The sequence below is a fragment of the Streptomyces sp. NPDC104831 genome, from assembly GCF_055583025.1.
This window is the reverse complement of the sequence record NZ_JBVJOT010000033.1, coordinates 70256-82865: the sequence shown is the minus strand read 5'-3', so window position 1 is coordinate 82865 and position 12610 is coordinate 70256. Positions and strand designations below refer to the sequence as shown.

The 12610-nt window shown below is 73.1% G+C and carries 10 protein-coding genes; 1 reads left to right on the top strand and 9 read right to left on the bottom strand.

The window, feature by feature from the left end; all coding sequences use genetic code 11:
* Positions 1-15 precede the first annotated feature (15 nt).
* Positions 16-588, bottom strand: a complete 573-nt coding sequence (locus ACZ63H_RS22730) for a YqgE/AlgH family protein (RefSeq protein ID WP_030610520.1) — start codon at positions 586-588, stop codon at positions 16-18.
* A 274-nt stretch (positions 589-862) separates the two neighbouring features.
* On the opposite strand from ACZ63H_RS22730, the gene murA reads away from it, so the two are divergent.
* Complete coding sequence (murA, locus tag ACZ63H_RS22725; protein ID WP_467936750.1) at positions 863-2203, top strand: UDP-N-acetylglucosamine 1-carboxyvinyltransferase; 1341 nt, start codon at positions 863-865, stop codon at positions 2201-2203.
* A 115-nt stretch (positions 2204-2318) separates the two neighbouring features.
* On the opposite strand, the gene ACZ63H_RS22720 is transcribed toward murA, so the two are convergent.
* The 8 genes from ACZ63H_RS22720 to ACZ63H_RS22685 form a co-directional block, all read right to left on the bottom strand.
* On the bottom strand, positions 2319-2600 hold the full coding sequence (locus ACZ63H_RS22720) for an HU family DNA-binding protein (RefSeq protein ID WP_023550134.1): 282 nt from the start codon (positions 2598-2600) through the stop codon (positions 2319-2321).
* Between the two features lie 320 nt (positions 2601-2920).
* The gene (locus tag ACZ63H_RS22715) at positions 2921-4336 is read right to left on the bottom strand and encodes an NAD-dependent malic enzyme (protein WP_469867721.1); all 1416 of its coding nucleotides are present in this window, start codon (positions 4334-4336) and stop codon (positions 2921-2923) included.
* Between the two features lie 387 nt (positions 4337-4723).
* On the bottom strand, positions 4724-7075 hold the full coding sequence (locus ACZ63H_RS22710) for a HelD family protein (protein ID WP_469867719.1): 2352 nt from the start codon (positions 7073-7075) through the stop codon (positions 4724-4726).
* A 91-nt stretch (positions 7076-7166) separates the two neighbouring features.
* A complete protein-coding gene (locus ACZ63H_RS22705) occupies positions 7167-7934 on the bottom strand; it encodes a zf-HC2 domain-containing protein (protein ID WP_469867717.1) in 768 nt (255 codons plus the stop codon).
* A 62-nt stretch (positions 7935-7996) separates the two neighbouring features.
* Positions 7997-8608: a sigma-70 family RNA polymerase sigma factor gene (locus tag ACZ63H_RS22700; protein WP_469867715.1), complete on the bottom strand. Its 612-nt coding sequence runs from the start codon at positions 8606-8608 to the stop codon at positions 7997-7999.
* A 289-nt stretch (positions 8609-8897) separates the two neighbouring features.
* Complete coding sequence (locus tag ACZ63H_RS22695) at positions 8898-9491, bottom strand: CGNR zinc finger domain-containing protein (protein WP_469867713.1); 594 nt, start codon at positions 9489-9491, stop codon at positions 8898-8900.
* 243 nt (positions 9492-9734) lie between these two features.
* Positions 9735-10886 carry a uroporphyrinogen-III synthase gene (locus ACZ63H_RS22690; RefSeq protein WP_469867711.1) on the bottom strand — a complete coding sequence of 384 codons (1152 nt, stop codon included), beginning with the start codon at positions 10884-10886 and terminating at the stop codon, positions 9735-9737.
* 86 nt (positions 10887-10972) lie between these two features.
* Positions 10973-12346 (bottom strand): nitrate/nitrite transporter, encoded by a 1374-nt coding sequence (locus ACZ63H_RS22685; RefSeq protein ID WP_469867710.1) that lies wholly within the window; start codon positions 12344-12346, stop codon positions 10973-10975.
* Positions 12347-12610 lie beyond the last annotated feature (264 nt).

The window sequence follows — 12610 nt, the reverse complement described above, 5'->3', positions numbered from 1 at the left end:
GAAAGCCCTGGCGCATCAGTTGAGCGAAGGGTCGTCCGGGTACGTGGCCACCATCGCCAGCTCGCTGCGCTGGCGGCGCAGCACCTCGCGCCACAGCCGCTCCGGGGCCGGCGAGGAGACGTCGCCGGGCTCGGACTCCACCACGTACCAGGCGCCCTCCACCAGCTCGTCCTCCAGCTGGCCGGGGCCCCAGCCGGCGTACCCGGCGAAGATCCGCAGGCTGCCCACGGCCGAGGCGAGCAGCTCCGGCGGGGCCTCCAGGTCGACCAGGCCGATCGCGCCGTAGACCCGCCGCCAGCCGAGCGGCGCCCGGTCGCCGTCGGCGCCGCCCGGGATGACCGCCACGCCCAGCGCCGAGTCCAGCGACACCGGGCCGCCCTGGAAGACCACGCCGGGCTCGCCCGCGAGGTCGGCCCAGCCCTCCAGGATGTCGCCGACGACCACCGGGGTGGGCCGGTTCAGGACGACACCGAGGGAACCCTCCTCGTCGTGGTCGAGGAGGAGCACCACCGCCCGGTCGAAGTTCGGGTCCGCCAGGGCGGGAGTGGCCACGAGCAGCCGCCCTGTGAGCGAGGACACCTCGGTCATGCCAGACATGATCCCGCATCTTCCCCGGGTGTGGGGACCCAATCGGGGGCACGGGGGTGAAGCCGGCCCGGGGGCGGACACCACCCCGGCGCACACCGGGGCGCCGGTGACCCCATGTGCCCGAAAGGGAACGGTTCGTGTTGTGACACAGCTATGACGGAGTGGCCGGGTACTGGGCTTACGGGAGGGGGGTAATCGGCGATTACCCTGTCTTCCCGGCCCCTGCGCACAGTGATCGGCCGGCCCCTGACCAACTCATCGGAACGCGAGATTCATGACCGTCAACGACGATGTCCTGCTTGTCCACGGCGGAACCCCGCTGGAGGGCGAGATCCGTGTCCGCGGTGCGAAGAACCTCGTGCCGAAGGCCATGGTCGCCGCCCTGCTGGGCAGCGAGCCGAGCCGACTGCGCAACGTTCCGGACATCCGTGACGTGCGGGTCGTCCGCGGCCTGCTCCAGCTCCACGGGGTGACGGTCCGTCCGGGCGAGGAGCCCGGCGAACTGGTGATGGACCCGACGCACGTCGAGAGCGCCAACGTCGCCGACATCGACGCCCACGCGGGTTCCAGCCGCATCCCGATCCTCTTCTGCGGCCCCCTCCTGCACCGTCTCGGCCACGCGTTCATCCCCGGTCTCGGCGGCTGCGACATCGGCGGCCGGCCCATCGACTTCCACTTCGACGTGCTGCGGCAGTTCGGCGCGACGATCGAGAAGCGGGCCGACGGGCAGTACCTGGAGGCTCCGCAGCGGCTGCGGGGCACGAAGATCCGGCTGCCCTACCCGTCCGTCGGCGCGACCGAGCAGGTGCTGCTGACGGCCGTACTGGCCGAGGGCGTCACGGAGTTGTCCAACGCGGCCGTCGAGCCGGAGATCGAGGACCTCATCTGCGTGCTGCAGAAGATGGGCGCGATCATCGCGATGGACACCGACCGCACGATCCGCATCACCGGTGTGGACAAGCTCTCCGGCTACACCCACCGCGCCCTGCCGGACCGCCTGGAGGCCGCCTCCTGGGCCTCCGCGGCGCTCGCGACCAACGGCGACATCTACGTCCACGGCGCCCAGCAGCGCTCGATGATGACGTTCTTGAACACCTACCGCAAGGTGGGCGGCGCCTTCCGGATCGACGACGAGGGCATCCGTTTCTGGCACCCCGGCGGGCAGTTGAAGTCCATCGCCCTGGAGACGGACGTGCACCCCGGTTTCCAGACGGACTGGCAGCAGCCGCTGGTGGTGGCCCTGACCCAGGCCACGGGCCTGTCCATCATCCACGAGACGGTGTACGAGTCCCGGCTCGGCTTCACCTCCGCGCTGAACCAGATGGGCGCGCACATCCAGCTCTACCGCGAGTGCCTGGGCGGCTCCGCCTGCCGCTTCGGCGCGCGCAACTTCCTGCACTCCGCGGTCGTCTCCGGCCCCACCCGGCTCCAGGGCGCCGATCTGGTCATCCCCGACCTGCGCGGCGGCTTCTCGTACCTCATCGCGGCCCTCGCCGCCGAGGGCACGTCCCGCGTCCACGGCATCGACCTGATCAACCGCGGCTACGAGAACTTCATGGACAAGCTCGTGGAACTCGGCGCGAAGGTCGAGCTCCCCGGCAAGGCGCTCGGCTGACGGTCCGGGAACACCAAAGGGCGGCCCCCCTCGGCGGAAGGGGGGCCGCCCTTTGCGGTGTCCTCGGCTGACGCGCGCGTAGAACGGCGCCTCAGCGGGCCGGCGCTCGAAGCGCTTACTTGCCCTTGGCGGCTTCCTTGAGCTTGCTGCCCGCGGTGACCTTCACGCTGTAGCCGGCCGGGATGTTGATGGGCTCGCCGGTCTGCGGGTTGCGCGCGGTACGAGCGGCACGGTGGGTGCGCTCGAAGGTCAGGAAGCCAGGGATGGTGACCTTCTCGTCGCCCTTGGCGACGATCTCGCCGACGGTCTCGGCGAACGCGGCCAGCACGGCGTCGGCGTCCTTGCGGGTCACCTCGGCGCGGTCGGCCAGCGCGGCCACCAGCTCACTGCGGTTCATGTTGTTACTCCCGTATTTTTCTTGCCGTTGGGGTGTGCCACGCGGCGGTGCCGCCCGAGGCACTGCGATGCCGATGCGCTCGCGCCCTTGGGGGTGCCCCCCGGGACGTAGTCCCTGGGGGAGCATCCTGCCCCTACCTGCGGCGGGAAAGCCAATCCGGCACCCGTAGGAGTCGTGAGAACACCCTGGGGAGTCACACGAAAAGCGCCTGCTCGGCCGTCACCCTAGAGTGCGCCCGGCACCCGGTGGTTCCACGACGCGCCGGTACGGGGGGCCGCGTGGCGATGCTCACAGCCCCCCGCTCCGTGCGGCACGCCGTCTCAGGCCGTGGCGCCGGCCGCCTTGGCGGCCTCCCGGACCGCCCCGGCCACGGCGCCCGCGACCTTGTCGTTGAAGACGCTGGGGATGATGTAGTTCGGGTTCAGCTCGTCCTCGCTGACGACGTCGGCGAGGGCCTTCGCGGCCGCGAGCATCATCTCGGTGTTGACCGTGCGGGACTGGGCGTCCAGCAGGCCGCGGAAGACTCCCGGGAAGACCAGCACGTTGTTGATCTGGTTCGGGAAGTCGGAGCGGCCGGTGGCCACGACGGCCGCCGTCTGCCGGGCGATCGCCGGGTCCACCTCGGGGTCGGGGTTCGCGAGCGCGAACACGATGGCGTCGTCGGCCATGGCGGCCACGTCGGCGCCGTCCAGGACGTTCGGGGCGGAGACGCCGATGAAGACGTCGGCGCCGCGCACGGCCTCCTTCAGGGTGCCGGTCAGGCCCTCGTGGTTGGTGTTGTCGGCGATCCAGCGCAGCGGCGAGTCGGCCGGGGCCTGCACCAGGTCCTCGCGGCCGGCGTGCACGACGCCGTGGATGTCGGCGACGACGGCGCTCTTCACGCCGGCCGCCAGCAGCAGCTTCAGGATGGCGGTGCCGGCCGCGCCGGCGCCGGACATGACGACCCGGATGTTCTGGATGGGCTTGTCCGTCACGCGCAGGGCGTTGGTCAGGGCGGCGAGCACGACGATGGCGGTGCCGTGCTGGTCGTCGTGGAAGACCGGGATGTCCAGGGCCTCGCGCAGCCGGGCCTCGATCTCGAAGCAGCGCGGCGCGGAGATGTCCTCCAGGTTGATGCCGGCGAAGCCCGGGGCGATCGCCTTGACGATCTCCACGATCGCGTCGCTGTCCTGGGTGTCCAGGCAGATCGGCCAGGCGTCGATGCCGGCGAAGCGCTTGAAGAGGGCCGCCTTGCCCTCCATGACGGGCAGCGCGGCCTTGGGGCCGATGTTGCCGAGGCCCAGCACGGCGGAACCGTCCGTCACGACCGCAACGGAGTTGCGCTTGATGGTGAGGCGGCGGGCGTCCTCGGGGTTCTCGGCGATGGCCATGCAGACGCGGGCCACGCCGGGCGTGTAGACCATGGACAGGTCGTCACGGTTGCGGATGGGGTGCTTCGACGCCATCTCGATCTTGCCGCCGAGGTGCATCAGGAACGTACGGTCGGAGACCTTGCCGAGCGTGACGCCCTCGATGCCGCGCAGCTTCTCGACGATCTCCTCGGCGTGGGCCGTGGAGGTGGCCGCGATGGTGACGTCGATACGGAGCTTCTCGTGGCCGGACGCGGTGACGTCGAGGCCGGTCACCGAGCCTCCGGAGGACTCCACGGCGGTGGTGAGCTGCGATACGGCCGTTCCGCTCGCGGGCACCTCCAGCCGGATCGTCATCGAGTAGGAGACGCTGGGCGCCGTTGCCATGGCCGACTTCCTCTGCTTTCACCGTGTCGCGAGTTGTGCCGTCCGATCGTCGCACCTACCGCTCGGTACGTGGTAGTCGCCCTGGGTTGCGGACGTTTTGTTCACGCGACGTTCCCTGCGGGGTGCGCGGTTTCGGAAAACCACTTCCACCATACGAGAAACGACCGGTGGAGGAAAGAGGCCGCCGGGGCAAAGAAAGAGGCCCACGTCACATCCGTGACGTGGGCCTCCCACGCTGGCGACACCGACCCGCCATGCTCGCCTCGCGGCAAGTGGTCGCTCGTGGCGACTAAGGTTGGGCCCGGGGGCTTGGATCGGGCCGGTGCCACGTCAAGGCTAACAAACCCTCGCCCAGGGCCATTCCCCGTGCGCGGATTCGCCGGAAAATCAGTCCCTGAGCAGGTCCGGCACCCCCGCCGCGTCCGGCTCGTCGCGGTCCGCCGAGACCACCGTCAGCTGCTGGGTGGCCCGGGTCAGCGCCACGTACAGCACGCGGAGGCCGGCCGGCGACTCGTCGGCGATCTCCGCGGGCGACACGACGACCGTCGCGTCGTACTCCAGGCCCTTGGCCTCCAGGCTGCCCAGGGCCACCACCCGGTCGCCCAGCCCGGCCAGCCAGCGCCGGGCCTCCTCGCGCCGGCCCATCGCCACCACCACGCCGATCGTGCCGTCCACCAGGCCCAGCAGCCGCTCGGCCTCCGCGCGCACCGTCCGCCCCAGGGAGTCCGCCACGACGGTGAAGCGCGGCTCGACACCCGTGGACCGCACGGCGCGCGGGGACTCGGCGCCGGGCATGGCGAGCGCGAGCACCCGCGCGGCCAGCTCGGCGATCTCGGCCGGGTTGCGGTAGTTCACGGTGAGCCGGAAGCGGCGCCTGGGCCGGGTGCCGAGCGCCTCGTCGCGGGCCTCGGCCGCCTCGTCCGGGTCGGACCAGGAGGACTGCGCCGGGTCGCCGACGACCGTCCAGGTGGCGTGCCGGCCGCGGCGGCCGACCATGCGCCACTGCATCGGCGTCAGGTCCTGCGCCTCGTCCACGATGACGTGCGCGTACTCGGTGCGCTCCTGCGCCAGCCGCTCGGCCCGCTCGCGCTGGGTCTCCTCGCGCACCGGCATCAGCTCCTCCAGGCCGGTGAGCTGGTCCAGCGGGTCCAGTTCGCGCTTCCTGCGGGGCCGGGCCGGGGCGCCGAGGATCGCCTGGAGCTCGTCCAGCAGGGCGATGTCGTGCACCGAGTGGCCGTCCCGCCTGAGCGAGCGGGCGACCTTGCGGACCTCGCCGGGGTTCAGCACCCGCCGGGCCCAGCGGCCGAGCCGCTTCTCGTCGGCCATGGCGGCGAGCACGCCCTTCGGGGTCAGCTCGGGCCACCAGGCGTCGAGGAACGCCAGGAAGGAGTCCTCGCCGGTGATGTCCTCGTCGAAGGAGGAGCGCAGCTCGGCGGCCAGCTCCGGGTCGGTGTGCCGGCCGGCGGCGCCCGACCGCTCCCACAGGGCGTCCAGCAGCAGCTTGCGGGCGCGCGGGCGCAGCAGGTTGACCGGCGCGGTGCCGCCGAGCGCGGTGCGGCGGATGCGCTCCAGCTCGTCGGCCTCCAGTTCGAGCCGGCGCCCGAAGGCCACGACGCGCAGCCGGGAGGGCGGGCCGTCGTCAGGCCGGCGCTCGTCGTCCCCGGCGCCGGCGGGGGCGGCCGGGCCCAGCTCCAGGGCGCCCCGGGCGGCCTTGCGCAGCACCTTCAGCATCCGGGCGGAGCCCTTGGCGCGGGCCACGGACGGGGAGTCGTAGACGGTGGCCTCCGCGCCGTCGACCAGCGAGCCGATGGCGCGGATGGCGACCTGGCCCTCCTCACCGAGGGAGGGCAGCACGCCCTCGGTGTAGGCGACCAGCAGCGGGGTGGGCGAGACGATGAGGATGCCGCCCGCGTAGCGTCTGCGGTCCTGGTAGAGCAGGTAGGCGGCGCGGTGCAGGGCGACGGCGGTCTTGCCGGTGCCGGGGCCGCCCTCCACATAGGTGACCGAGGCGGCGGGGGCCCGGATGACCAGGTCCTGCTCGGCCTGGATGGAGGAGACGATGTCCCGCATCGTGTGCCCGCGGGCCTGGCCGAGGGCCGCCATCAGGGCGCCGTCGCCGATGACGGCCAGTTCGCGGCCGTCCAGGAAGGCCGTCAGCTCCGGCCGCATCAGGTCGTCCTCGACGCCGAGCACCCGGCGGCCCTTGGACCGGATGACGCGGCGGCGCACGACCCGTCCCGGCTCCACGGGCGTGGCCCGGTAGAACGGCGCGGCGGCGGGCGCCCGCCAGTCGATGACCAGCGGGGAGTAGTCCTGGTCGAGGACGCCGATCCGGCCGATGTGCAGCGTCTCGGCGATGTCGGCGGTGTTGTCCTCGCGCACCGCTCCCTCGGCGGGCTCGACGGCCGTGTAGGCGCCGTCGGGGCCCTTCTTGCCGTCCTTGCCGGTCAGCAGGTCGATCCGGCCGAAGAGGAAGTCCTCGAACTCGTTGTTCAGCCGGTTCAGGTGGACGCCGGCCCGGAAGACCTGCGCGTCCCGCTCGGCGAGCGCGCCCGGGGTGCCGACCTGGCCGCGCTGGGCCGCGTCGTGCATCAGGAACTCGGCCTCGTGGATCTTCTCCTCGAGCCGCCGGTACACCCGGTCCAGGTGTTCCTGTTCGACGCTGATCTCCCGGTCACGGACGGAATCGTGTGTCTCGTGTACCGAGCCGACCGCGGACTGCTGAACCTGAGCGGCCACCGGGCCCCCTTCTGACGTGCTGGGCAGCCGTCAACCGTACGCGAAGGGGGCCCGACAAAGCTACGGGGCGGTCACCCGGGGCGCGCCCGCGCTACGCGTCGACCTCCACCAGCTTCCTGCCCTCGAACGTCACCACCTCGAAGTGGTCGATCTCGTCGGGCCGGAAGGCCGCGGCCCCGCCGATGTAGAGCGGTTCCCGCGCGTTCCCGGCCGTCGCGTCCGGGATGCCGTACCCCCAGTCGGGCACCGTCCACGACGACATGGTCACGCGCTGGCCGTTCTTGGCGACGAGCACCAGGGAGCACTTCAGCGGGCCCTTGACGTTCTTCAGCTCCAGCACCGCCTGGGTGCCCCAGTCCTTCCCGGCCAGGGCGACGGTCGCGCTGACGTGCGTCGAGGCGTCGGTGGCGGACTTGCGGTCGGACATGGTGCGGAACGCGGACCGGGCCGGTGCCGCGGCGACCTGGCCGCCCCCGTCCGAGCCGCCGCCCGCCGCCACCGCGGCCAGCGGGCCCGCGATGACCAGCGCCGCCGCGGCGGCGATCATGTAGAAGCCGCGCCGGCGCTTGCGGGCGCGCCGCTCGGCGACCTCGTCCACCAGCTTCTCCACCAGCCCGGGGCCGGGCCGGGCGGCCAGCGACCCGCCGAGGGCGGGGGTGCCGCCGGAGCCCGGCAGGTCGGCCAGCGCGGCGAGCACCGGCTCCATCCCGGCCAGCTCGTCCAGCTGCCGGGCGCACCACTCGCAGTCGGCGAGGTGCGCCTCGAAAGCGGTTGCCTCGGCGTCGTCGAGGATCCCGAGGGCGTAGGCGCCCACGGTCTCGTGTTCGCTCGGCACCGGAGATCCCTGGCTGGGGTTCATGGGCCCAGACATACCCGGACCACCCGGTCCGAATCCCTGCACTCCCCCGTATCCGCTGCTCATCACGCCGTCACCCCCCGCTCCTCCAGCGCCAGCTTCATCGACCGCAGGGCGTAGAACACCCGGGAGCGGACGGTACCGCTGGGTATGCCCAGTGTTTCGGCCGCCTCGTTGACGGTACGCCCCTTGAAGTACGTCTCGACGAGCACCTCCCGGTGGGCCGGGGTCAGGTCGTCGAGCGCGTCGGACAACGTCATCAGCCACAATGCCTTGTCGATCTCGTCCTCCGCGGGGATGACCTCCAGCGGCGACGGATCGACCTCCTGCGGCCGGGCCTGCCGGCTGCGGTGGCCGTCGATGACGATGCGGCGCGCGACCGTCACCAGCCAGGGGCGTACCGAACCGGTCGCCCGATTGAGCTGACCGGCGTTCTTCCAGGCACGGATGAGCGTTTCCTGCACGACGTCCTCGGCACGCTGCCGGTCACCGGCGACCAGCCGCAGGACGTAGGCGAGCAGGGGGCCGGCGTGCTCCCGGTACAGCGCGCGCACCAGTTCCTCGTCCGGCTCCGCGGACGGTGCGGGCACGCGCGGTTCCGAGGGGTGGGAGGACATGCGATGTCGGGCCCTCGCTCCACGGTCCTTGGCCACGGCCGCATCCTTGCGCACGCCCACCTCCGGTGTCCGGGGGTTCCCCCAGTCGGTCGCTCGCCCACCCGTACGCGGCGGGACGGCACGGTGTTCAAACCGGAGGCACGGATTTCCCCGGGGCGCCGTACCGAGCGGGACATACCCGCACAGTTCCGCCCCGGGATCTTCACCCGGGCGACACGGTGGTGCCCGGCGGCCGCGCGCGGCCCGGTGGTCCCGCGTCAGGCGCGGGCGGGCGCGGCGGGGAGCGGGCACCTCGGGCGCGGACGGGCGCGGCGCGGGGTCCGCGGGCCGGGCGCGCGCAGCGCGTGCGTCACGTGCGGGCGAGCGCGGCCCGGCGCCGGTGCCGGGCGACCCGTTCGCGGTTGCCGCACACCTCGCTGGAACACCAGCGGCGGCGCCGCCCCCGGGAGGTGTCGAGGTACACCAGGGGGCAGTGGTCCCCGGCGCACCGCCGCAGCGAGGCCCGGGCGACGGGGTCGGTGAGCAGGTCCACGGCGTCCCGGGCGACGACGGCGAGCAGCGCGGCGCACCCGGGAGCCTCCGCCAACTCCCGTACCAGGCGCCCGTCCTCCCCGGCCACGGCGACGGGTGCGGGCGGTGTCCCCCGGGCCGCCCGGTTGACCCGCGCGAGCGCGCCCCCGCACCCACTCTCCTCCCCGCCCAGCACGCCCCGCACCAAGTCCCCCACGTCGGCGCGCAGTTCCCGGAAGGCGGCCGGCCAGGAGGGGTCCGCGTGGCCGAGCGGGGTCCCGGCCGGCACCAGCCCGGCACCGCCGATCCACCCGCACAACGCGCCCACCCCGGTCAGGCGTTCGTCCGGGTGCCGGGTGGCGAGCAGGTCGAGACACACCCGCCCGGCATCGAACCGCAGCGGGTACGCGGACGGGTCTGCGCCGAGTGCCATGTGCCAGTCACCGCCTAGGCAGAAACCGCGCGGGGACGTGCGCCCCCGGACGCGGACGGCATACGGGGCCACCGGGCCCCGCCTCCTCCACAGTGCCCGGCGCGGGGTCGGGCCGGAAGCCCTCGCGCGGGGAACGGGTCGGGCGGCACGTACCGGGCCCGCGCGGTCATGGCGGAATCCCGCGCCGCTCCCTGGGGCCGGAGCCCCGCGGGACGGCGTACGGGGCCGCGGCCGGGGTCCGTCCTACGTGTCCGCGTACTTCGTGTCCGCCGCCGGGTCCAGTGCCAGCCGGTACCCCCGCTTCACCACCGTCTGGATCAGCTTCGGCGCGCCGAGGGCCGTGCGCAGACGGGCCATGGCCGTCTCCACGGCGTGCTCGTCGCGGCCCGCGCCGGGCAGGGCCCTGAGCAGGTCCGCGCGCGGGACCACCCAGCCGGGGCGGCGGGACAGGGCGCGCAGCAGGGACATGCCGGCCGGCGGGACCGGCCTGAGTTCGCCGTCGACCACGACCGCGTGACCGCGGATCTCCACCCGGTGCCCCGCGACGGGCAGCGTGCGGGCGCGGGAGGGGAGTTCCCGGCACAGCAACTGCACCAGGGGGCCCAGGCGGAACCGTTCCGGCTGGATCGTGTCCACCCCGTGGGCCTGGAGCGGCAGCGCGGTGACCGGGCCGACGCAGGCGGGCAGGACGTCGTGGGCCAGCGCCGCCAGCAGCTCGTCCAGCAGTCCGCGGTCCTGTGCGCGGGAGAGCAGGGAGGCGGCGGCGGGGGCGCTGGTGAAGGTCAGGGCGTCCACGCCGCGGCCGACGGCCGTGTCCAGCAGGCGGTCCAGCGGGCCGGTGTCCTCCGGGGGCATCCAGCGGTAGACCGGCACCGCGAGCACCTCCGCGCCCGCGGCCCGCAGCGACTCCACGAAGCCGGGGAGGGGCTCGCCGTGCAGCTGGACGGCGACGCGGCTGCCGTCGACGCCCTCCTCCAGGAGCCGGTCGAGCACCTCGGCCAGGGATTCCGAGGAGGGCGACCATTCCTCGGTCAGGCCCGCCGCCCGGATCGCGCCCTTGACCTTCGGGCCGCGGGCCAGCAGCCGTGCCCCGCGCAGCCGGCCCACCAGCTGTTCGCCGAGGCCCCAGCCGTCGGCGGCCTCGACCCAGCCCCGGAAGCCGATCGCGGTGGTGGCGACGACGACGTCCGGGACGTGGTCGATGATCTCCTTCGTGGCGGCGAGGAGTTCGCCGTCGTCGGCGAGCGGCACGATCCGCAGCGCGGGAGCGTGCAGGACGGTGGCGCCGCGCCGCTGGAGCAGGGCGGACAGCTCCTCGGCCCGGCGCGCGGCGGTGACGCCCACGGTGAACCCGGCGAGGGGTCCGTGCTCGGGTTGCTGCTCTTCGTCGTACATGACCTCTCCTGGCTGACCGGCGCGCCGGGCGAGCCTGTCAACACTGCGTGACAGGCTCGGTTCGACCCGATGACGCCGGTGTTACGTCACACCTCGGCATAGCTGAGCCGGGCCTTCTCCTCCGCCGCGGACGCCGTGGCCGATGCCCTGCCGGCCGGGCGGCGAAGGTATACGGCCCAGGTGACCGCGAAGCACAGGCCGTAGTAGGCGAGGAACGCGACGAACGCGCCGGTCCCGGAGCCGTAGGCGAGGAAGGACTGCCGGAAGGCCAGGTTGATGCCGACCCCGCCGAGCGCGCCGACCGCGCCGATCAGCCCCATGGCCGCGCCGGACAGCCGCCGGCCGTGGGCGACGGCCGCCTCGCCCCGGAGCCCCTTGGCCAGCGCCTTGGCCTGGAAGATGCCGGGGATCATCTTGAACGTCGATCCGTTGCCGAGGCCGCTGAGGACGAACAGGACGACGAACACGGACACGAACAGCGGCAGCGACTTCTGCATGCCGGCGACGATGAGTACGGCGGTGGCGGCGGCCATGCCGACATAGTTCCACAGGGTGATGCGGGCGCCGCCGTAGCGGTCGGCGAGCCAGCCGCCGAGCGGACGGACGAGGGAGCCGAGCAGCGGGCCGATGAAGGTGAGGTAGGCCGCCTGGAGCGGGGTGCGGCCGAACTGGTTGGTCAGCACCTGGCCGAAGGCGAAGCTGTAGCCGATGAACGAGCCGAAGGTGCCGATGTACAGCACGGCCATGATCCAGGTGTGGCCGTCCCGGGCCGCGTCCTTGGCCGCGCCGGTGTCGTTCTTCACCGCGGCCAGGTTGTCCATGGACAGCGCGGCGAGCACGGCGGCCACGACGATCAGCGGGATGTAGATCCCGAGCAGCACGCGGGGGCCGCCGTTCGCGCCGATGACGGCGAGCGCGACGAGCTGGATGACGGGGACGCCGATGTTGCCGCCGCCCGCGTTCAGGCCGAGCGCCCAGCCCTTCTTCCGCAGCGGGAAGAAGGCGTTGATGTTGGTCATGGAGGAGGCGAAGTTGCCGCCGCCGATGCCGGCCAGCAGGCCCACCAGGAGGAAGGTGGAGAAGGACGTCCCCGGTTTCGTCACGGCGAACGCGGCGACGGTCGGGACGAGCAGCAGGCTCGCCGAGACGATGGTCCAGTTCCGGCCGCCGAAGACGGCCACGGCGAAGGTGTACGGCACCCGGACGACCGCGCCGACCAGCGTGACCACCGAGGTGAGCAGGAACTTGTCGGCGGGGGTCAGCCCGTACTCGGGGCCCATGAACAGCACCAGCACGGACCACAGGGTCCACACGGAGAACCCGATGTGCTCCGAGAGCACGGAGAACCACAGGTTCCGGCGGGCGATCCGCTCCCCGGTCGCGTTCCAGAACGCCTCGTCCTCCGGATCCCAGCGCTCGATCCAGCGGCCACTGCGACGGGTTGGGACTGGGGCTGTCATCACGCCTCCACGGTGCTCCGGCTGCTCGGTCTGCCGACCACTGACTCGGTTGACTCGGTCCGAAGGTAGGAAGGGCGCGTTTCCACCCTGTGGCAGCGGGTGACCGGAAGGGAACGTTGCTCTCACTCGGGCGGGTGGTGGCCGGTGAGGGCGCCCGGGGAACGGGACGGCCGCCCGCTCCCCGTCCCGGGGGGGGGGGGGGGGGGGGGGGGGGGGGGGGGGGGGGGGGGGGGGGGGGGGGGGGGGGTGGGGGGGGGGTGTGGA

What these genes read in the sequence shown, in the direction of transcription:
- murA (WP_467936750.1), top strand. Translation starts at nt 863, where the DNA reads ATGACCGTCAACGACGATGTCCTGCTTGTCCACGGCGGAACCCCGCTG.
- ACZ63H_RS22705 (WP_469867717.1), bottom strand. Translation starts at nt 7,934, where the DNA reads ATGAACCCCAGCCAGGGATCTCCGGTGCCGAGCGAACACGAGACCGTG.
- ACZ63H_RS22695 (WP_469867713.1), bottom strand. Translation starts at nt 9,491, where the DNA reads ATGGCACTCGGCGCAGACCCGTCCGCGTACCCGCTGCGGTTCGATGCC.
- ACZ63H_RS22715 (WP_469867721.1), bottom strand. Translation starts at nt 4,336, where the DNA reads ATGGCAACGGCGCCCAGCGTCTCCTACTCGATGACGATCCGGCTGGAG.
- ACZ63H_RS22690 (WP_469867711.1), bottom strand. Translation starts at nt 10,886, where the DNA reads ATGTACGACGAAGAGCAGCAACCCGAGCACGGACCCCTCGCCGGGTTC.
- ACZ63H_RS22730 (WP_030610520.1), bottom strand. Translation starts at nt 588, where the DNA reads ATGACCGAGGTGTCCTCGCTCACAGGGCGGCTGCTCGTGGCCACTCCC.
- ACZ63H_RS22685 (WP_469867710.1), bottom strand. Translation starts at nt 12,346, where the DNA reads ATGACAGCCCCAGTCCCAACCCGTCGCAGTGGCCGCTGGATCGAGCGC.
- ACZ63H_RS22720 (WP_023550134.1), bottom strand. Translation starts at nt 2,600, where the DNA reads ATGAACCGCAGTGAGCTGGTGGCCGCGCTGGCCGACCGCGCCGAGGTG.